The sequence below is a fragment of the Bacteroides propionicigenes genome (assembly GCF_018390535.1).
Taxonomy (GTDB): domain Bacteria; phylum Bacteroidota; class Bacteroidia; order Bacteroidales; family Bacteroidaceae; genus Bacteroides; species Bacteroides propionicigenes.
In genome coordinates, this window is the sequence record NZ_JAHBBW010000003.1 from 93,382 (window position 1) to 114,316 (window position 20,935).

A 20,935-nucleotide genomic window follows, 5' to 3' on the forward strand; every position below is an offset into this window, starting at 1 on the left:
CTAATCTTATATAAACACACACAGGAATAATTTAGTATGAAAAAAGAAATTAAGTTCAGTTTGGTATTCAGGGATATGTGGCAAAGCGCCGGAAAATATGTTCCCCGTGTAGACCAACTGGTAAAGGTAGCTCCTGCCATTATCGAGATGGGATGTTTTGCCCGTGTAGAAACGAATGGCGGTGGTTTTGAACAGGTAAATCTTTTGTTTGGTGAAAATCCCAATAAAGCTGTGCGCGAGTGGACGAAGCCTTTCCACGAAGCCGGCATCCAGACACATATGTTGGACCGTGCGCTGAATGGTTTGCGCATGAGCCCTGTGCCTGCTGATGTGCGCAAGTTGTTTTATAAAGTAAAGAAAGCGCAGGGTACGGACATTACGCGTACTTTCTGCGGACTGAACGATATACGTAACATCGCTCCTTCCATCACTTATGCACACGAGGCGGGAATGATTTCGCAGTGCTCTCTCTGCATCACCCATTCACCTATCCATACAGTGGAATATTATACGGATATGGCATTGAAGCTTATCAAACTGGGTGCGGACGAAATCTGTATAAAGGATATGGCAGGTATCGGTCGTCCGGTATCTCTGGGTAAGATTGTGGCCAATATCAAAGCCGCCCATCCGGAAATTCCCATTCAATATCACAGCCATGCAGGTCCCGGTTTCAATATGGCGAGCATTCTCGAAGTATGTGAAGCCGGCTGCGACTACATCGACGTAGGTATGGAGCCGTTGTCATGGGGTACCGGACATGCTGACCTGCTTAGTGTGCAAGCCATGCTGAAAGACGCCGGTTTCCAAGTGCCTGAGGTCAATATGGAAGCCTATATGAAGGTTCGCGCCCTGATACAAGAATTTATGGATGATTTCCTCGGCCTGTACATCAGCCCGAAGAACCGTCTGATGAACTCGTTGCTGATTGGTCCGGGACTTCCGGGCGGCATGATGGGCAGCTTGATGGCGGACTTGGAATCCAATCTGGAATCTATCAACAAGTATAAGGCTAAACGTAACCTGCCGTTTATGAAGCAAGACGAACTGCTGATTAAACTCTTCAACGAAGTGGCTTACGTATGGCCGCGTGTAGGTTACCCGCCGTTGGTAACGCCGTTCAGCCAATATGTAAAGAACCTCTCCATGATGAACGTGATGGCTATGGAGAAAGGCAAGGAACGTTGGGGCATGATAGCCGACGATATTTGGGATATGCTGTTGGGTAAAGCCGGTAAGCTGCCGGGTGAGCTTGCACCCGAAATTGTGGAAAAGGCGGAACGTGAGGGACGTAAATTCTTCAACGGCAACCCGCAGGACAATTATCCCGATGCGCTTGATAAGTACCGCAAGCTGATGAAAGAAAACAAGTGGGAACTTGGAGAGGATGATGAGGAACTCTTTGAGTATGCCATGCATCCGGCGCAATACGAGGCTTACAAGAGCGGCAAGGCTAAAGAGGATTTCTTGGAAGACGTGGAAAAACGCCGTGCCGAACGTGATAAATCTCCTTTGGATGACGCCAAACCCAAAACGCTTACCGTACAGGTGGACGGACAGGCTTATCGCGTGACGGTGGCCTATGGCGACATAGATCTTCCGGCTTCCGCTACCGAGAAAGTCACTGCCCCCGTAGGTGAAGGACAGGAAGTGGCGGCTCCGCTCGAAGGCAAGTTCTTCCTGACCAAGAATGCGCAGGAAACTCCGCTCAAGGTAGGAGACAAGGTGAAGGAAGGCGACCTGCTTTGCTACATCGAAGCGATGAAGACTTATAATGCTATCCGTGCCGACTTTGGCGGAACAGTTACCGCTATCTGTGTCAACCCGGGTGATTCTGTTTCTGAAGATGATGTATTAATGAAGATTGGATAATGGAAGATATATTTGCAAAACTTTATGATATGACGGCGTTCAGCAATATCATTGCCGATCCGTCGTTCCTTGTAATGTATGCCATTGCCTTCATTTTGCTGTATCTGGGCATCAAGAAGCATTACGAACCGCTGTTGCTGGTTCCCATCGCTTTCGGTGTGCTCATAGCCAACTTCCCCGGCGGAGAGATGGGCGTGATTCAGGCGGATGAAAACGGTATGGTAATGGTGAACGGAGTGCTGAAGAACATTTGGGAGATGCCGTTGCATGAGATTGCGCACGACCTCGGACTGATGAACTTCATCTACTATATGCTGATAAAGACCGGATTCCTGCCGCCTATTATCTTTATGGGTGTGGGTGCGCTGACGGACTTCGGACCTATGCTCCGCAATCTGCGCCTTTCCATATTCGGTGCGGCTGCACAGCTTGGTATCTTTACAGTGCTGCTGTGCGCGGTTATGATAGGTTTTACACCGCAGGAAGCCGGTGCATTGGGCATTATCGGTGGTGCAGACGGTCCTACGGCTATCTTTACTACCATTAAACTTGCTCCGCACTTGCTGGGCCCTATCGCTATTGCGGCCTACTCGTATATGGCGTTGGTTCCGGTTATTATTCCATTGGTCGTGAAACTCTTCTGCAGCAAGAAGGAACTGATGATTAACATGAAAGAGCAGGAGAAGCTCTATCCTTCAAAGACCGAGATAAAGAACCTGCGTGTATTGAAGATTATTTTCCCGATTGCCGTTACTACCATTGTAGCCCTTTTCGTACCTACGGCGGTGCCTTTGATTGGTATGTTGATGTTCGGTAACCTGATTAAGGAAATAGGCTCCGACACCAGCCGCCTGTTCGATGCAGCGGCCAACAGCATTATGAATGCGGCAACCATCTTCCTGGGATTGAGCGTGGGTGCTACCATGACGAGCGAGGCGTTCCTTAACTGGACTACTATCGGTATCGTTATCGGCGGTTTCCTTGCATTTGCCTTGTCTATTACGGGCGGTATCTTCTTTGTGAAACTATTCAATCTGTTCTCCAAGAAGAAGATTAATCCGCTGATTGGTGCAACAGGGTTGAGCGCTGTGCCCATGGCAAGTCGTGTATGTAATGAAATTGCTACTAAGTATGATCCCAAGAATCATGTGCTGAATTACTGTATGTCCAGTAATATTTCCGGTGTTATCGGCTCTGCGGTGGCGGCGGGCGTACTGATTTCGTTCCTCGGATAAGGGATTGATGATATAAAATAATGTGTTAAAACTTTGATTGATTTCTCATTCTGCCAATCAAAGTTTTAACACATTATTTTTTTACGCTTGCCTTTATTCACTGATAGCCTTTCTATATTCAACTACTGCCATTTTCGCGGCAAGGTGTGCGTTGATAAGGTTGGTTTGCGCTTGCGTCCACGAAAGTTGCGCGGAAAGTACATCGACCATGCTTGCCCTGCCTTCATTGTATGAGAATGTAACCAAGTCGAGATTCTCTTCGGCAAGCGCCATATTCTCTTGGGCTGTCTTTACCTGCTGTTCTGTTTCCGTCAGTTTGGTGGTAGCGGCAGACAACTCTTCCAAAATATTATCGGCTACATAGCTTTGCTGTAATTTCTGAATACCTATATATGCTTTTTGTTGGCGGTTGGCCTTGAAGCGTGCACCCCATCGGAAAATGGGGATGTTGAGATTGAGCCCCGCAATGGGAGTATGAGGTACGTCTTGTCCCATATAGGCGATACCGGTATCCCATCCGGTAGCTAAAAACATACTGAGTTGGGGATTGTACTGGCTGAGGGCGGCCTTGCGTTGCGCTTCGCTCTTGGCAATACTGACACTGGTTCCGGCATAGTCCGCACGGCGTCCTAATACTTCGTTGAGACTCAGTAAATCAACGGGTGGACAGTAGGCACTGATTTCGCAAAGGCTGTCTACTGCGGCGTCCGGTTTTACTCCCATCAGAATATTGAGTTGCTGTAAGGCAAGGGTATAGTTCTGACGGGATTTGATGAACTGCAACTCGGCCTCTTTCTTGCGGGTGGAAATCATTAATAAGTCCGTACGACTGATAGCGCCGTCGTTAAACCTGTCTTGAATGATGCTGTATTGTCGGTTGACAATCTCTACAAAACGAGCGGCAGCTTCGAGTGTCGCCAATGCGGCCGAGGCATTCCAATAAACAGCATCGCTCTGGTAGTGTATTTGGTCAAGGGTCAGTTCTATGTCAAGTTTATCCAGTTCCTCATCGGCTTTGGCTATTCTCTTTTGGGCAATGAGTGAACCGCCTGTATAAAGGGGCTGCCCTAATGTAGCCAATGCCTGGTAGGTATAGGGACGGTATTGTCCCGCAGGACTGTTCCAATCATCCAGATGACTTAAATTGGCAGTTCCTTCGGCGGTAATGTCTATCTTGGGCAGGAAGCCTGTCTGTACTATTTTGCGGGCTTCGGTGCTTGCGGCGGCTTTCAGACGTTGCTGCTTCAGTAATTGGCTGTATGCTTCTACCTTGTCCCGATAAGCCTCGCGGCTGAGATGCGTTTCCTGTGCCACGGCACTTATGCCGAGACCGATTACTGATAATATAAGTATAATTTTTCTCATCATTCAAATAGTAAATCGTAAATAGTCAAATCGTAAATTCTTTCATCCTTTTATCCCCTGTATCGCACAGTAGGCCACAGGCAACACAAACAGGGTGAGTATCGAAGCTACCAGCAGACCGCCCATGATAGTGGCTGCCATACCGCCGAACATGGCGTCGAATAATAACGGCAGCATACCCAGAATGGTGGTGCCCGATGCCATGGCTACGGGAACGATTCGGGTGGTCGTTGCGCTGATGACCGCTTCGCGTGGCGCTTTTCCGGCAGCCGTTTCCGCATCAATCTGGTCTACGAGGACAATGGCGTTCTTGATATTCATTCCGATAAGTCCCAGTAAGCCCAAGATGGCGAAAAAGTCGAACGTCTTGCCCAATAGCAGTAGTCCCAATACGATGCCGATAAAGATGAGCGGCAACATCAGCAATATGACAATGGGTTTGCGGTAGGTTTTGAACAGGAACAGCAGGGTGACGAACATCAGGAAAAACGTCAGCGGCATATTGGCTGCCAGTGCGGCATTGGATTCGGTTTGGCTTTCCTGTTCGCCGAAGTACTTCATGGTATATCCTTCGGGGACGTCTATTTCGTTCTGCACCTGTTCCCATACACGGTTAAAGGCGGCAATGGCGTTCACTCCCCGGCGGGGGTCGGCTTGTGCCATCATAACCATTTGGCGGTTGTAGTCCTTTACATTGGAGAACTTATACTGATAGTCGAACTCACTGACCACTTGTTCCAGTGTGGTGGTTTCACGCGTAGTCCCGAATACGGGCAGTGTACGCAGGTCGTTAATGCGGAATGAGTCGGTTGTATTATCTTTCAGCAGGATAGGGAGTACTTGGTCGCCTTGCCGGTATTCTCCCAATGTCATTCCATTGGTGCCGATTTGTATGCTTTGCGCCATGCTTTGGCGGGACACGCCTAACGGTTGCGCACGCTCCTGGCTGTATACGGGTTTCCATATGGGAATCTTGTTGCCCCATGAATTGCGTATATTGATAAGGTCTTTGTCGCGGTGCATCATCTCCAGAACTCGGTTGGTTAGTGCCACTAAAGTATCTGTGTTATTGCCGATAAAGCCTATCTCGATAGCGGCATCTACGGCAGGCGAGAGTTTGAAGAGTGTGGTGCGGGTGATGGCATTGGGGTAATTCTCCTTCATATAGCTGTCCAGATTCTCCTCATATTCCTTGGTATATTTGCTGTCTGTCACTTCTACCAGAAGGTTGGCGAAGTTAGGTTTCGGACCGACGGAAGTGGATGCCAGATAGTAGCGTAGAGGGGTACTGCCGAAGGTGACGGAAACCCGTTTCACTTCCGGCTGTTCCAGCAGATGGGCTTCCACTTTCTTCATTTCCTTCTCTACATCGCGGATACCGTATCCGTCGGGATAGAATACGTCGGCACGGAAATAAGGCTTGTCCAGTGAGGGAAAGAAGTTTTGCGGCATCAGTCCCATGATAACGAGGGAGAGGATGAACAATACGACCATGCTTCCCAACGTCAACGATTTTTTGCGTATCAGCAGGCTGAGGACAGATGCGAACTTATGGTAGAAAGGCTTGTCGTAAGGATCTTTGTTGCAGTTGCCGGTTCGGGCTTTCAGTATGAAGTTACCGAAAGTGGTGGTTTGCGTCAATGCCAGTACCCAGCTTAATCCTAACGAGATAGCCAAGACGATAAATAACGGCTTCACAATCTCGGCAACGGAAGACGGTGCAAGATAAAGCGGCAGGAAGGAGCAGATGGCTATAAACGTTGCTCCAAGCAGTCCCCATTGCGGTTTGGTGGCGCCGTCTATCAGCGCTTTCCGTCTGTTTACACCGCGGGCTATGGCGATTTGCGCGTTGTCGGTCACTACGATGGCGTTGTCCACCAGCATTCCCATGGCGATGATGAAGCCTGCCAGCGAGGTACGGTTTAATCCGACTCCCAAAAATGACATGATAAGCAGCGTACCGCCGATGGAGAATATCAGTGAAGAACCGATGAGCACGCCGGCACGCATCCCCATTACCAGCATGATGATGACAATTACAATCAGAATGGATTCTATCAGGTTGATAATGAAACCATTGTTTGCTTCTTTGGCTATGATGTTTTCGGGATAAAGGCTTTCCAATTCCAGCCCCACGGGAATGAGAGGCAGCAGTTCGGCGAGTTTCTTGTCTACCAGTTCGCCGGTTTTTACCACATCCTTCTGCGGGTCGGTGGAGACACCGATGCCGATAGCCCGTTTTCCGTTGACGTGCATGATAGTGCCGGGCGGATCCATGTAGCCCTTCTCGACAATGGCTATGTCACCCAGCTTGACCTGACCGCCGGGAGTGGTGATTAGCTGGTTACAGATGTCGTTGACGGTGGTATAAGTGCCGTTGGCGACAATGCGTAGCTGTTGTTCGCCCGCGTCGATTTCACCCGTATTGATAATCTGGTTCTGCGATTGCAGCAGGCTTGCCAGTTGTTTGGGGTCGATACCCATCCCTGCCAACTTGTTTACGGAGATAAAGATATTGATTACTTCCGTTTGTGTGCCGAACAGGGCTACTTTCATAACTCCTTCGGCAGTGATGACCTGAGTTTTGATACGTTCCGCCCAGTTGCGCATTTCTTCATAAGAGAAACCGTCGTCTCCGACCAGTCCGTAATAAATGCCGAATACATCGCCGAAGTCGTCCGATACCGTTGGCACGGAAGCTCCGGCGGGCAGTTGGGGTTGTATGTTGAGAACCTTACGACGCAGTTCATCCCATTTTTGCGGGATAGATGCTGCGGAGAGCGAAGGCTGCAGCTCGAACGTAATCTTGGAAAGTCCGTACATGGACTCCGACTTTATCTTGTATACTCCGCTCATACTCTGTATTTCGCGGGAGATGGGTTCGGTAATGAGTCGTTCCACTTCAGCGGGTTCGGCTCCGGGATAGCGTGTCATAATGACCGCCGTCTTGATGACAAAGGGGGCGTCTTCTTTCTTTCCCAAACGACCGAATGAGAATATGCCGCCGATGAGCAACACAGCAAGGAAGAAATAGACAATCTTTGTATTGTCTAATGAATATTTGGCTAAGTTCATATCTAAAAAGTGATAAAGTTATAAAGTGATAGGGGACAGGCTGTTACTCTACCTCTTTTACTCTCTGCCCCTCTACGAGTTGGTATACTCCGGCGATAACAACAGTTTCATCCGGTTTTAGCCCTTTGGAGATGAGAATATTGGCTTCACCGGTCGGTGAATATACGGTTACTTCGCGGCGGCTTACTCTGTTATCTTTCACTATCCATACGTAGGTGTTCTTGTTCTCGCTGTCACCGAATACGGCGCTTAGCGGTACATTCATCAGCTTTTCCTCTATAAAAGGAGCGATGTCCGAGGCGAGACGGATGTTACAGGTAAATCCGGGCTTCACATCATATACGGCACGGTCAAAAGCAGGGTCTTCGATGGTGATGGTAACCGGGATGCCCGTACCGTCTGTTGAAATATCGAGATATTCTTCCAGTTTGGCATTGAATATCGTACCCTTATAAGTATCGAACTCCACCTTGAACGTGGCGTCTTTGGCACGAAGCAGGTACAGGTAATCATCGGGTACGGTGAATTTTATGCGGAGTTTCTGTGTATTTACCAGCCGTACAATCCCTTCTCCCGAATTTACACGCTGATAGTTCTCTACCAGACGTTTTTCGATAGAGCCGTCGAAAGGGGCGAGCAGTTTCGTATCTCGCATATTGTTGGTGGATAACTCGTAGGCGGATTTAGCTTTCTGATAATTGGCTGCACTGATTTCGTACTCCTGCAGGGATATGGCTTGGCGGCTCAGTAGCCGCTTGTTGCGCTCAACCTGTGCGGCAGCGGTTTCGTAGGCAGCCTTGTCGGCGGCATACTGCAGGGAAATATCCCGAGGGTCGATGGCGGCAATCAATTGTCCTTTCCTTACTCTTTGTCCTTCCACTACCGGAAGATTGATGATTTGTCCGCTGACACGAAATGCCAGTTTCACATATTCCACCGCTTCTACCATGCCGGAGAAATCCTTGAGAATTACTGACTGTGAACGTACGGTAGCGGTTTTCACAGGTCGAACGAGGGTGGTTTCTTCCCTCTCTTTTTGCCCGCAGGACGTAATGATGAACGTCACCGCCAAGGCGAACAGATACATTTTCTTCATTTATTCCGATTAAGACAAGTCTTTGAGGTTGACGGTCAAATCCAACCCTTGTCTTAATTCATAAACGTTTTGATATACCTGTATGTTCAGTTGGCTTCCGGCGGTCAGGCTGATTTTTATCTCTTTGCTTATCTGTATATGCAGTGTATTGCCTAAGTAATTCACTTTAAACGAATAACTATTCCATTTCTCCGGTATGACGGGTGCTATCTTAAGTGTGTCATTCTGAATCTGCAATCCTGCAAACCCTCGTACAATGGCCAGCCAGCTACCCGGCATACTGGTGATATGCAGTCCCTCGTCTCCTTCGTTGTTGTAGTCGTCCAAGTCGAGGCGGGTGGCGTGTAAGAATAGCTGATACGCTTTCTCTACTTTTCCGATGCGTGCGGCAAGAATAGAATGGATATGCGGAGAGAGGGAAGACTCATGCACCGTCATTGGTTCGTAGAATTCGAAGTTGCGGCGGATGGTTTCCGTGTCAAAGTTGAAATAATAGAGGTATAGACCAAGGAGAACATCGCTCTGTTTGATGTAGCAGGAACGTAAGATACGATCCCACGACCAGTACTGGTTGATGGGGCGCTCGCCATCGGGAATGGCATCGGTGCTTTGCAGAACCTTATCCATATAGCCGTCGTTTTGGATGAAAATGCCGCGTTCCGGGTCTTCCGGCAGATATATCCGTTCGATAATATCCCGCCAACGTTCACTCTCTTCTGCATAATTCAGTTGGGTGATGCGGCGTATGCGGGCATATTCGTCAGGATATTGTCGTGCGATGATTTCGAGGAAGCTGAGAGTGGTTCTGAGGCAACGCATACAAGAGTAGTTGGTATACCAGTTGTTGTCCACGTTGTTTTCATATTCATTGGGTCCGGTAACTCCCAAGATAACATATTTTTGTTTGGGTTGTGAGAAAGATACCCGCTGGCTCCAGAAGCGGCTGACGGCTATCATTACTTCCAATCCGTAATGAGCGATATAATCCAGTGTACCGGTAAGAGTGGAATGTTGCAGGATGGCATAGACAATCATATTGTTCCGATGAATCTCTTCAAAGGTGATTTCCCATTCGCTATGGCATTCTTCTCCGTTGCCGGTGACTTGCGGAAATAGGGCGGCGCCATTATCGAATCCTAACTTACGTGCATTTTCAATGGCTTTGGGCAGTTGCTTATAGCGGTACATCAGCAGGTTCTCGGCAATCTTTTTCGGGGTAGAAAGCAGGAAGAAAGGCACACAGCACAATTCGGTATTCCAGTAAGTATTTCCGCCATACTTTTCTCCGGTGAAGCCTTTAGGACCGATATTCAGGCGTGGGTCATCTCCCCGGTAGGTCTGGTAGAGTTGGAAGATATTATAGCGTATGCCTTGCTGGGCTTCAGGGTCTCCTTCAATCGTAACATCAGCCTCATCCCATATCTCTTGCCAGGCTTCCCGGTGCTCCTGTACCAAAACATCCCAACCCGTACTTTTGGCTTTACGGGCCTCGGATACGGATTCCTCTATCAAGTCCTGCCGTTCATAGTAAAGAGACGATGCAATAGCTGTGTATTTAATGAGTGTTACGGTATCTCCCGGTTTCACTTCTATGCCTACGCTGAAACCGGTTTGCTTTTCTTTCTCTATCCGTATCGGGTTGGCGAATGTCTCTTTGTTGTTCTTGAAGAACTGATAGGTCATGGCGTAACATATTTGCGCATCTTCCCGTCTGGTTTGTGTCCATAGATAGGCACAATCACTGGTGGCGCCGGAACGAAGTATATTCCATATCTTTTCATCAGAATGGTCGGCTTGGTTCACGATGTCACCGTTAAAGGTCGGTACAAGAGATATTTTACCGGCATAGTTGATAGATGTAGCGCTGTACTTTATAAGGCAGAGATTGGGATGTGCCATATCTGTGATATGCTCCACGTGCAGGCGGAGCTGGTGGCCTCGCGGAGAAGTTACTTCCACATCCCGGTAGGAGATACCCGCCTTCATATCAAGGCGTCTGTTGAAACTGTCTACCTCCCATTGGGCCAAGTCCAGCTCTTCGTCAATAAGGCGCAGGCTGATGCGGCTCCAGTCCGGAGCATTGGGGATACGTGTGTAAAATCGCGGGAACCCGTTCTTCCACCAGCCTACACGGGTTTTATCCAGAAATGTGATACCTGCCACGAATGCGCCCCGATAGCTGTCGCTACTGTATGGTTCTTCAAAATATCCCCGTTGCCCGAAACGGCCGTTTCCAAGGCTGAATATGCTTTCGGACCATCGCATATGGTCGGCTTGAAAACTATCTTCTATAATATTCCATTCGTCAGTTTTAAGGTATTTCTTCATGGCAGTCTTTTTTTGTTGTCTTTATGCTTTTTCTCCCTTAGTTTCTTTTATCAGATATACACAAACAGCTCCGATGATGAGCATCACACCTGCCATTACCAGCATATTGATTTCCGGAGGGAGCATTCCTTCCGGTGTAAACAGCGCCAAGATACTTCCTCCTAATGCTGCGGCCACGATTTGCGGGATACAGATTGTTCCGTTAAACAGTCCGAGATAGGTACCCATATGCCCGCCGGACAGAGCGTTGGTCAGAATGGTGAAGGGTAATGCCAACATGGCAGCCCATGCACAACCTATCAGCAGGAAAGATATGAACAGTACATATTGGCTATGTACAAAATAGGTGGATATGAAGCCGATACCACCCAATACAAGGCTTAGTGCATAGATGAAGCGGCGGTCTTTGAATATGGGAATGCAGACTGCCCAAAGCACTGAACCGATGGCTTGTACGGCAAACAATACACCTACCCAGTTGGCGGCTTCCTGATATTGCAGACTTTTGGTGTCAAGAACTATTTTGCTGATGCCGTTTACAGTGTGTTCCACAGTGGGAGCGTCAAAAACATTTGCAGCTATACTGCCGTTGGTGTATGTCCACATAAACATAAAAGCAAACCAACAGAAGAACTGTACCAGTCCTACCGTCCAAAAGGCTTTCGGCGCTTTAACCAGCAACTTCAGCATATTGATTTTCTCATGTTCCTGCTCTTCCGTGATGCCATGATATTCGGCATATTCGGCAGGCGGCATTTCCTTGACTTTGACTGTCGTATAAATAACGCAGAATATCAAAATAGCCGCTCCGATGTAGAACGAATAGATTACAGAATCGGGAATTACTCCTTGCGGTGCCGTATTGCTGATACCTATCCATGCAAATATAAACGGGAACAAATACCCCACCAAGCTGCCGGCATTACATAGGAAACTCTGGATGGAGTAAGCGAGTCCTTTCTGTTTCTCATTCACCATGTCACCCACCATCATCTTGAACGGTTGCATAGCCATATTGATAGAGGTATCCAAAAACATCAGTGATACCAAGCCGAAAATCATGGCCGTACTTACCGCCATACCGAAGCTGCCCGCATTGGGCAGAAGGCACATTACGAGCACTGCAATCAGCGAACCTATGAATAAATAGGGGATACGACGTCCGAATCGTGTCCAAGTCTTGTCGCTGGCAGCCCCAACGATGGGTTGCACTATGATACCTGCCAACGGTGGTAATATCCAGAAATAACTCAAACTGTGCGGGTCAGCTCCTAAAGTGGAGAATATACGGCTTATGTTCGCGCTTTGCAGGGCATACGCAATCTGTACACCAAAAAAACCGAAGCTGATGTTCCACAGTTTCCAGAAACTTAAATCGGGTTTTACTTTCATTGCTTTTTGTTTTTTATGATATTAGTTTATAGATAAATTCGGTTGATTGTGATTTCATTTTGTTGTTCCTCTGACTACCAGATTGGTTCGTACAATCTTGTTGGTGCTTTTCTCTTCATTTCCTTCCAACTTGTCGGTAAGGATACTGAAGGCGCTCTTGCCGACCTCTTCTCCGTGTTGCTCCACTGTCGTCAATTTCGGGTCGGTGCTTTGGGCGATGGCTCCGTCTGTAAAACCGCAGATGGAAACCTCGTCCGGAACTTTTAATCCGACCAGCTTACAGGCATACAATATACCTGATGCCGTTTCATCATTGATTGCAAAGAAACCGTCGGGACGGTTGTCGCTTTCCAACAAATCAGGTGTTATGGCAATGGCCCGTTCGCGATTGTCACATAGCTTAATCATGCTGTCGTCTACGGGAATCTTGTACTTCTTCATGGCATCCAGATAACCGTTACGCCGGTTCTTGGTGATTTCAAGATGAGGGTCGGCTCCGTAGAAGAAGATACGCTTGCATCCGGTCTGAATCATGTACTCTACGGCGGCAAATGAACCGGCGTAGTCGTCGACAACCACCCGTTCCGTTTTCAGCCCTGTACAGATACGGTCGTAGAAGACAATTGGAATATTGTTATTTAATAATTCCTGATAATGATCGTATTGTTCCGTATTCTTGGCAAGAGAGGCGATAACACCACAGACGCGGGCAGCAAGGAAAGAATGAACTATCTTTACTTCCTGTCCGTATGATTCGTTGCTTTGCGCCACGATTATATTGTAACCGGCTTCGGCTGCCGCAGTCTCAATACCGCTCAATACACATGAAAAGAAATGATGTACCAGCTGCGGCACAATCACACCAATCGTATTGCTGCGACTCGAACGAAGGTTGACGGCAAGCACATTGGGCTTGTAGTTATGTTCGCGTGCGTAAGCATGGATAAGGTCACGAGTCTCCCGGCTGATGTCCGGATTATCCTTGAGCGCTCTCGACACGGTGGAAGGAGAGACATTCAAGGCACGGGCAATGTCCTTGATGGTTATCTGCGGTTTATTCATTAGTATTGTTTCTTTTTCAGCCAAAGGTAACAGAAATAGAAATGCCTGACAAGAAAAACAAGCAGGCTTTAACAATTTTGTATGCAAAAATAATGGATTGATACGATACATTCTTACAGGTTGAATGTTATTGGATTATGAAACAGTGCAAACGATTGCATACGATTTGACAAAGTTAAAGTAAACCTGCAGCTCTTGCTTTGTGTTCTATTTTTTTATATTTGTCAGCGATAAATAATCTAATCAGTTGAATTATGAGAAACATAAGTGCATTTGTGTCTTTAATAGTATTTACTTTTTTTTGCCTTGCCTGTGGCGGAGGAGAAACAAAGTCATCTTCAGGCTCTACTCCGGAGCCTTCACCTTCCGAGGTGTTTGCTAAAGGTGCGGATATCAGTTGGATAACGGAATTGGAAGTTAAAGGGCATAAGTTTTATAATGCGTCCGGAGAGCAGCGTGAATGTACCGCTCTGATGAAAGAACTGGGACTGAATGCCGTGCGTTTGCGTGTATGGGTGAACCCTCAGAAACACGATAATTGGTGCAATAAAGCCGATATGTTGATAAAAGCTCAACGTGCCAAAGAGCTTGGCATGGATGTGATGATAGATTTCCATTATAGCGATTGGTGGGCAGATCCCGGACAACAGCATAAGCCGGCAGCTTGGAAAAACATGAATTTGACAGACTTGAAGAAGGCAGTTGGCGAGCATACTCGTGATGTACTTAGTGCGTTGAAGTTGAAGGGGATTACCCCTAAATGGGTACAAGTAGGTAATGAGATACGTCCGGGTATGTTGTGGGATGAGGATGCCGCTTTGAGCGGTGCTTCCTATAACATTAGGGAGTGTGATGTGAAAGATTCCGGAAGCACTTCTACGGCAATCAAATATTACAAGAATACATCCAATCTGGCAGCATTCATCAATGTCGGTTATGATGCGGTAAAGGAGGTATTTGAAGATGCCATCGTTATAGTTCATTTGGATAACGGTTACGATAATGAATTGTATACTTGGTTTTTTGACGAGTTGAAAAAGAATGGCGGTAAGTGGGATATGATAGGTATGTCACTTTATCCGTATTGGACCCGGATGGAGCATCCTGAATATACAGCCGCCAAAACCATAACGGACTGCATTGCTAATATCAAGAGTGTAAGTAAGAGATATGATTGTGACGTAATGGTAGTGGAAACCGGTATGGAATGTGCCGACGATCAGGGTAACTTGGCAAATGACTCTGTACTAAAGGAAGGTAAGGAACAATTAAGTCGTATTATAGAAGAGTGCCGCAACAATACTGACGGTCGTTGTAAAGGCGTCTTTTACTGGGAACCGGAATGTAAGCCCGGACAATATCGTCTGGGAGCTTTTACGGACGACGGAAAACCAACAATAATAATGGATGCTTTCAAAGAGTGAGAAATATTAAAATACTGATTCCATGAAGAAACTAATAAGTCTTGTTTTACTGAGTCTGCTTCTCTCTTTGCCGGCAGTAGCTCAGCGTTCGGAATATTTGCTTGAAAAGAACTGGAGATTTACTAAAGGGGATATAGTGAACGCTGTAGAACCGAAGTTTGACGACAGTAAGTGGGAGACGGTTACCGTGCCGCATGATTGGGCCATTTTCGGACCTTTCGACCGCAACCATGATTTGCAGAATGTTGCCGTTGCACAGAATTTTGAGGAAAAGGCATCCGTTAAGACGGGGCGTACCGGAGGACTTCCTTATGTGGGTATTGGCTGGTATCGCACAAAGTTTGATGTCCCTGCCGGTAAACAGACAGCTTTGGTGTTTGACGGGGCAATGAGTGAAGCCCGCGTCTATGTCAATGGAAAAGAAGCCTGTTTCTGGCCGTTTGGTTACAACTCTTTTCACTGCGACGTTACGGAACTGCTTAATGCGGACGGTAAGAATAATGTGTTGGCTGTCCGTCTGGAGAATAAGCCGCAATCCTCCCGTTGGTATCCCGGTGCGGGGCTGTATCGTAATGTTCATGTGGTGACAACAGAACGTATACATGTTCCGGTGTGGGGAACGCAACTCACCACTCCGCATGTATCTTCCGAATATGCTTCCGTGTACCTGCGCACCGAAGTTGCCAATGCGGGAGAAGATAATATTCGTATTGTGACGGAGATTATTTCGCCGGACGGCAAGGTGGTTGCCGTAAAAGACAATACCCGTAAGATAAACCACGGCCAACCCTTTGAACAGAATTTCCTGATAGATACTCCCGCCTTATGGTCGCCGGAGACACCTTATTTATATAAGGCATTTTCTAAAATATATGCGGACGGTAAGCAAGTGGATGAATATACCACCCGTTTCGGTATCCGTAGCATAGAGATTGTGGCGGATAAAGGTTTCTTCCTGAATGGCAGACACCGGAAGTTTCAGGGCGTTTGCAATCATCATGACTTAGGTCCGCTGGGTGCTGCCGTTAATGTGGCTGCCCTTCGCCACCAACTTACGCTATTGAAAGATATGGGTTGCGACGCTGTCCGTACTTCGCACAATATGCCCGCTCCCGAGTTAGTGGAACTTTGTGATGAAATGGGCTTTATGATGATGATAGAGCCTTTTGACGAATGGGACATTGCCAAATGCGAAAACGGTTACCACCGCTACTTCAATGAATGGGCGGAACGGGATATGGTGAATATGTTGCGTCATTACCGTAATAATGCAAGTGTGGTAATGTGGAGCATTGGCAATGAAGTGCCTACGCAATGCAGTCCCGAAGGATATAAAGTGGCTTCTTTCTTGCAGGACATCTGTCATCGGGAAGACCCTACACGTCTTGTTACGTGCGGGATGGATCAGGTATCCTGTGTTTTGGAAAACGGTTTTGCTGCTATGATAGACGTACCCGGGCTTAATTACCGTGCTCATCGTTATATAGAGGCTTACAATGCACTCCCGCAGAACGTCATTCTCGGTTCGGAAACGGCATCTACTGTCAGCTCACGCGGTGTGTATAAGTTCCCGGTGGAGAAGCGTGCCGGTGCGCAGTATGACGACCATCAATGTTCGGGTTATGATGTAGAGTGCTGCAGCTGGTCCAATGTTCCCGATATGGACTTTGCCTTGGCGGATGACTACAATTGGACTATCGGACAATTTGTTTGGACAGGCTTTGACTATTTGGGTGAGCCTTCTCCATACGATACGGATGCATGGCCCAGCCATAGTTCCGTATTCGGCATTATAGATTTGGCGAGTATACCAAAAGACCGTTACTACCTGTATCGCAGCATTTGGAACAAGAAGGTAAACACGTTGCACATCCTTCCGCATTGGACATGGCCGGGAAGGGAAGGAGAGAATACGCCTGTTTTTGTCTACACCAGCTATCCTGCTGCCGAGCTGTTTGTTAATGGCAAGAGTTACGGAAAGCAACGCAAATTGACGGCACAGGAGAGTGAAGCCTTGCAGGGTAAAGATTCGCTTGCTTTGCAACGTCGCTATCGCTTGATGTGGATGGACGTTCCTTATGAACCGGGAGAACTGAAAGTTGTGGCCTATGACGCTTCCGGTAAGTCGGTAGAGGAAAAAGTAATCCGTACTGCCGGCAAACCTCATCATTTGGAAGTGGTGGCAGACCGTACCCGGCTTGCTGCAAACGGTAAGGATTTGGCATACATCACCGTCCGCATTGTGGATAAGGATGGCAATCTTTGCCCTTCGGACAATCGTCTTGTATCTTTCTCTGTAAAAGGGGCGGGGCGTTATCGCGCCGCTGCCAATGGCGATGCCACCAGTCTCGACCTTTTCCATCTGCCTGAAATGCCTGCCTTCAGCGGACAGCTGACGGCGATTGTGCAAAGCGGTGAGCAATCAGGTGAGATTGTTTTTGAAGCGAAGGCAAAGGGTTTGCGGACAGGAAGAATCGTATTATCTGCCGGCACAAAGCACTGATTGGGCTCTATGCCTTGTGCATAAACAAGCTGTCCTTTGTGCTTTTTGTCTCTTTCTCTTATCTGTTTTGTGCTTTTGCCTCATGCAAAACTTCGTTTTCCAATTGGGGGCTCTACGGTTGCCAACTGTGTGCCTGACAGCCCGCAATTGGCAACCGTAGAGCCCCCAATTGGAAAACGAAGTTTTATATCGTTCCGAGTAGCATTTTCTATGGTGTATACTAACTTTTCCTACTATGCTGTTGGTTTTTCCATCAGCTCCCTGTAACAGTTGCCGTTTTGTTTTTGTTCGCTAATCCCACAGTCGGAGACCGAAAATGTGATGCAATCGTTTGCACTCTTCTTGCTGCACTTTTTATCACATCTTTATTTTTTACTCGATAATATGGCATACATTTGTTGTATCATAATAAAGTATTTGAAGTACGTTCTGTAATAAGGTTAATATACTGAAACGTTATTTGAATATACATATAGATAATTAATATTGTTAACTTTAATTTTTAAATGCATGAAGCAAGTTAATCTTAGAATCTATCGAACGATTCTTCCCTTATTGTTAGGGTTATTCTTGTCAGTTGGCGTTTATGCACAGAACATCACAGTGAGAGGGCATGTGAAAGATGCCTTAGGTGGTGTGATTGGTGCTAATGTCGTAGAAAAAGGAAATACCGCAAACGGTACAATCACAGACTTGGATGGTAACTTCACGTTGTCTGTCCCTAGAGGAGCTACATTGATCGTGTCTTTTATTGGCTATAAGACGCAGGAAGTTCCGGCAACCTCATCGGTGGTAGTAACGCTGCAGGATGATGCGGAACTGCTGAACGAGGTCGTGGTCATTGGTTACGGTACAGTGAAAAAGAATGATGCTACCGGTTCTGTAACAGCCATTAAACCGGATAAGTTGAACAAGGGTTTGACTACGAATGCACAAGATATGATGACCGGTAAGATTGCCGGTGTAAGCGTCATATCCGATGGTGGAACTCCGGGTGGTAGTGCTACGATTCGTGTACGTGGCGGTTCTTCTCTTTCTGCCGAAAATGATCCGTTGATTGTAATTGACGGTTTGGCTATGGATAACAATGGTGTGAAAGGTTTGTCCAACCCTTTGTCTATGGTGAATCCTAACGACATCGAGAGTTTTACGGTACTGAAAGATGCTTCTGCTACGGCAATTTACGGTTCTCGCGCATCCAACGGTGTTATTATCATTACTACTAAGAAAGGTCAGGCAGGTTCCAAACCGCGTGTCTCTTATGACGGTAATGTCTCTTTCAGTAACGTAAAGAAGACACTTGACGTAATGGACGGTGACGAATTTCGTGCTTTTGTAGAGGAAATCTGGGAAGGTAAGGACAATGATGCTTACCGCAAGCTGGGTACCGCCAATACGGACTGGCAGGATGAAATCTACCGTATGGCAGTAAGTACGGATCATAATCTTACAATTTCGGGTGGTTTAAAGAATATGCCTTATCGTGTATCTTTCGGCTATACCAACCAGAATGGTGTTGTCAAGACTTCAAACTTCGAGCGCTATACGGCATCTGTCAATATTGCTCCTTCTTTTTTGCAAGACCATTTAAAGGTGAATGCAAACTTGAAAGGTATGTATGCCAAGAATCGTTATGCTGACGGAAGTGTAATCGGCACTGCGGCTTCCTATGACCCCACCCAGCCTATTTATTCTGACAATGAAATCCACCAGAAGTATTTCGGCGGTTATTCTCAATGGTATATTTCAGCATTTGATGATAAAGGTAAAAACACTTTGGGTGACAGCGAGTGGAACTATTATAAGAACTCGCAAGCTGCCTACAATCCGGTAGCTTCATTGAACCAGAAGGACGACCGTGCTACATCTAAGGCGTTGGTCGGTAATTTGGAATTGGACTACAAAGTGCACGGACTGGAAGATCTGCGTCTGCATGTAAGTGGAGGTATGGATTTGTCTACCGGTAAACAAGAAACGAGCTGGAGTCCGTATTCCGCTCAAAACAACTACTATGGTAATACAGGTTTTGATGAGACGGATAAGTACAATCTTTCTTTGAATATGTATGCTCAGTATTCAAAAGACTTTAATGAAAAGCATCATTTTGATGTAATGGGCGGTTATGAATGGCAGCACTTCCACCGCAAAGGCAATAGTTATTATGCCGGCTTGTATCCTTCCACCACTACCGTGGTAGATAAAGCTACAGGAGAAAGCATGGCAGGGAAGGCTTACTCGCCTACAGTAAATGAGTGGGCTACGGAAAATTTCTTGGTTTCTTTCTTTGGTCGCGCCAACTATACTTTACTGGATAAATACTTGTTTACTGCTACTGTGCGTTACGACGGCTCTTCACGTTTCAGCAAGGATAACCGTTGGTCTTTGTTCCCGTCATTCGCTTTCGGTTGGAAACTGAAGGAAGAAGGCTTCTTGAAGGATGTAGAGTGGCTGTCTGATTTGAAGCTCCGCTTGGGATATGGTATTACCGGTCAGCAGAATATCGGTAGCGACTATCCTACATTGGCTACTTATATCCAGAATAAGGACTACGCTTATTATCCTATCGTGGGTAACGGTATCACTTACCGTCCGGGCGCTTACAATCCCGACCTGAAATGGGAAGAGACTACTACTTATAATGCAGGGGTGGACTTCGGTTTCCTCAATGGACGTTTCACCGGGTCTGTTGATTACTACTTCCGCAAGACTGATGACTTGATAAACAGCGTATATGTGGCAGCAGGTACAAACTTCAAGAACAAAGTGCTCTCTAATATCGGTTCTTTGGAAAACAGTGGTGTTGAGTTTTCCGTAAATGCCAAAGTGATTCAGGAAAGAGATTGGCGTTGGGAATTGGGATACAACATCACTTATAATAAGAATGAAATCACCAAACTGACTTCCGGTGACAGTGAAGGTTATTATGTTCCTACCGGCGGTATCTCTTCCGGTACGGGTAATACAATCCAAGCTCATGCTGTGGGACATGCGGCTTCCTCATTCTACGTATACCAGCAGGTGTATGGCGAGGATGGAAAACCGTTGGAAAATGAATATGTTGACCGTAATGGTGACGGTATCATCAATGATAAAGACCGTTACTTCTATAAGAAACCGACGGCAGATGTGCTTATGGGATTGACTTCCAAACTGATTTATAAGAATTGGGACTTTAACTTTTCTCTACGTGCAAGTTTCAATAACTATGTTTATAATGATGTGGAAGCAGGCAACTCCAATTGTAAATCGACTGTGATATACTCGTTTGATGCCTTGAGCAATCGTCCCAAAATGGTGTTGGCAAACAATTTCCAGGGTGTCGGTAATTATTATATGTCCGACTACTATGTACAGAATGCTTCTTTCCTGAAGTGTGATAACATTACATTGGGCTACAGCTTTGACAAATTGTTCGGTAAAAACATATCCGGACGTGTATACGCTACCGTACAGAACGTATTTACCATTACAGACTATAAAGGACTGGATCCGGAAATTAATGGTGGTATAGACAATAGTATCTATCCTCGTCCTTTAGTTTCCCTCTTGGGTTTAAGCCTTAACTTTTAATCTTTAAAACTGA

At 46.7% G+C, this 20,935-nt stretch carries 11 protein-coding genes; 5 read left to right on the plus strand and 6 right to left on the minus strand.

Translation table 11 applies throughout. From position 1 onward, the window contains the following. The first annotated feature begins 36 nt into the window (after nt 1–36). Both KG118_RS05730 and KG118_RS05735 read left to right on the plus strand, forming a co-directional pair. Nucleotides 37–1,872, plus strand: a complete 1,836-nt coding sequence (locus KG118_RS05730) for a biotin/lipoyl-containing protein (protein ID WP_009122427.1) — start codon at nt 37–39, stop codon at nt 1,870–1,872. After that, nucleotides 1,872–3,107 carry a sodium ion-translocating decarboxylase subunit beta gene (locus tag KG118_RS05735; RefSeq protein ID WP_117711312.1) on the plus strand — a complete coding sequence of 412 codons (1,236 nt, stop codon included), beginning with the start codon at nt 1,872–1,874 and terminating at the stop codon, nt 3,105–3,107. The genes KG118_RS05730 and KG118_RS05735 overlap by 1 nt, the downstream gene beginning before the upstream one ends. A gap of 93 nt (nt 3,108–3,200) precedes the next feature. On the opposite strand, the gene KG118_RS05740 is transcribed toward KG118_RS05735, so the two are convergent. The 6 genes from KG118_RS05740 to KG118_RS05765 are packed head-to-tail and all read right to left on the minus strand — an operon-like array spanning nt 3,201 to nt 13,425. Further along, nucleotides 3,201–4,475, minus strand: a complete 1,275-nt coding sequence (locus tag KG118_RS05740; protein ID WP_213388380.1) for a TolC family protein — start codon at nt 4,473–4,475, stop codon at nt 3,201–3,203. Nucleotides 4,476–4,514: 39 nt separating this feature from the next. Further along, complete coding sequence (locus KG118_RS05745) at nt 4,515–7,547, minus strand: efflux RND transporter permease subunit (RefSeq protein WP_117711314.1); 3,033 nt, start codon at nt 7,545–7,547, stop codon at nt 4,515–4,517. A 43-nt stretch (nt 7,548–7,590) separates the two neighbouring features. Continuing rightward, complete coding sequence (locus tag KG118_RS05750) at nt 7,591–8,643, minus strand: efflux RND transporter periplasmic adaptor subunit (RefSeq protein ID WP_117711315.1); 1,053 nt, start codon at nt 8,641–8,643, stop codon at nt 7,591–7,593. Nucleotides 8,644–8,652: 9 nt separating this feature from the next. Then, nucleotides 8,653–10,971, minus strand: a complete 2,319-nt coding sequence (locus KG118_RS05755; protein ID WP_117711316.1) for a family 65 glycosyl hydrolase domain-containing protein — start codon at nt 10,969–10,971, stop codon at nt 8,653–8,655. A gap of 21 nt (nt 10,972–10,992) precedes the next feature. After that, nucleotides 10,993–12,363 carry an SLC45 family MFS transporter gene (locus tag KG118_RS05760; protein WP_117711317.1) on the minus strand — a complete coding sequence of 457 codons (1,371 nt, stop codon included), beginning with the start codon at nt 12,361–12,363 and terminating at the stop codon, nt 10,993–10,995. Between the two features lie 54 nt (nt 12,364–12,417). After that, on the minus strand, nt 12,418–13,425 hold the full coding sequence (locus KG118_RS05765) for a LacI family DNA-binding transcriptional regulator (RefSeq protein WP_117711318.1): 1,008 nt from the start codon (nt 13,423–13,425) through the stop codon (nt 12,418–12,420). Nucleotides 13,426–13,679: 254 nt separating this feature from the next. Here KG118_RS05765 and KG118_RS05770 point away from each other — a divergent pair, with 254 nt between their 5' ends. From KG118_RS05770 to KG118_RS05780, 3 genes are all read left to right on the plus strand, one after another. Next, the gene (locus KG118_RS05770; protein ID WP_117711319.1) at nt 13,680–14,849 is read left to right on the plus strand and encodes a glycoside hydrolase family 53 protein; all 1,170 of its coding nucleotides are present in this window, start codon (nt 13,680–13,682) and stop codon (nt 14,847–14,849) included. Nucleotides 14,850–14,871: 22 nt separating this feature from the next. After that, nucleotides 14,872–17,352, plus strand: a complete 2,481-nt coding sequence (locus KG118_RS05775) for a glycoside hydrolase family 2 TIM barrel-domain containing protein (RefSeq protein ID WP_117711320.1) — start codon at nt 14,872–14,874, stop codon at nt 17,350–17,352. A 510-nt stretch (nt 17,353–17,862) separates the two neighbouring features. Then, entirely contained in the window at nt 17,863–20,922 is a 3,060-nt protein-coding gene (locus tag KG118_RS05780; protein ID WP_117711322.1) for a SusC/RagA family TonB-linked outer membrane protein, read from the plus strand. The last annotated feature ends 13 nt before the right edge of the window (nt 20,923–20,935 follow it).

Bases quoted from the DNA above. Each gene is read 5' to 3' on its own strand.
- KG118_RS05775 (WP_117711320.1), top strand. From the start codon at position 14,872: ATGAAGAAACTAATAAGTCTTGTTTTACTGAGTCTGCTTCTCTCTTTG.
- KG118_RS05745 (WP_117711314.1), bottom strand. From the start codon at position 7,547: ATGAACTTAGCCAAATATTCATTAGACAATACAAAGATTGTCTATTTC.
- KG118_RS05750 (WP_117711315.1), bottom strand. From the start codon at position 8,643: ATGAAGAAAATGTATCTGTTCGCCTTGGCGGTGACGTTCATCATTACG.
- KG118_RS05735 (WP_117711312.1), top strand. From the start codon at position 1,872: ATGGAAGATATATTTGCAAAACTTTATGATATGACGGCGTTCAGCAAT.
- KG118_RS05780 (WP_117711322.1), top strand. From the start codon at position 17,863: ATGAAGCAAGTTAATCTTAGAATCTATCGAACGATTCTTCCCTTATTG.
- KG118_RS05740 (WP_213388380.1), bottom strand. From the start codon at position 4,475: ATGATGAGAAAAATTATACTTATATTATCAGTAATCGGTCTCGGCATA.
- KG118_RS05760 (WP_117711317.1), bottom strand. From the start codon at position 12,363: ATGAAAGTAAAACCCGATTTAAGTTTCTGGAAACTGTGGAACATCAGC.
- KG118_RS05770 (WP_117711319.1), top strand. From the start codon at position 13,680: ATGAGAAACATAAGTGCATTTGTGTCTTTAATAGTATTTACTTTTTTT.
- KG118_RS05765 (WP_117711318.1), bottom strand. From the start codon at position 13,425: ATGAATAAACCGCAGATAACCATCAAGGACATTGCCCGTGCCTTGAAT.
- KG118_RS05730 (WP_009122427.1), top strand. From the start codon at position 37: ATGAAAAAAGAAATTAAGTTCAGTTTGGTATTCAGGGATATGTGGCAA.
- KG118_RS05755 (WP_117711316.1), bottom strand. From the start codon at position 10,971: ATGAAGAAATACCTTAAAACTGACGAATGGAATATTATAGAAGATAGT.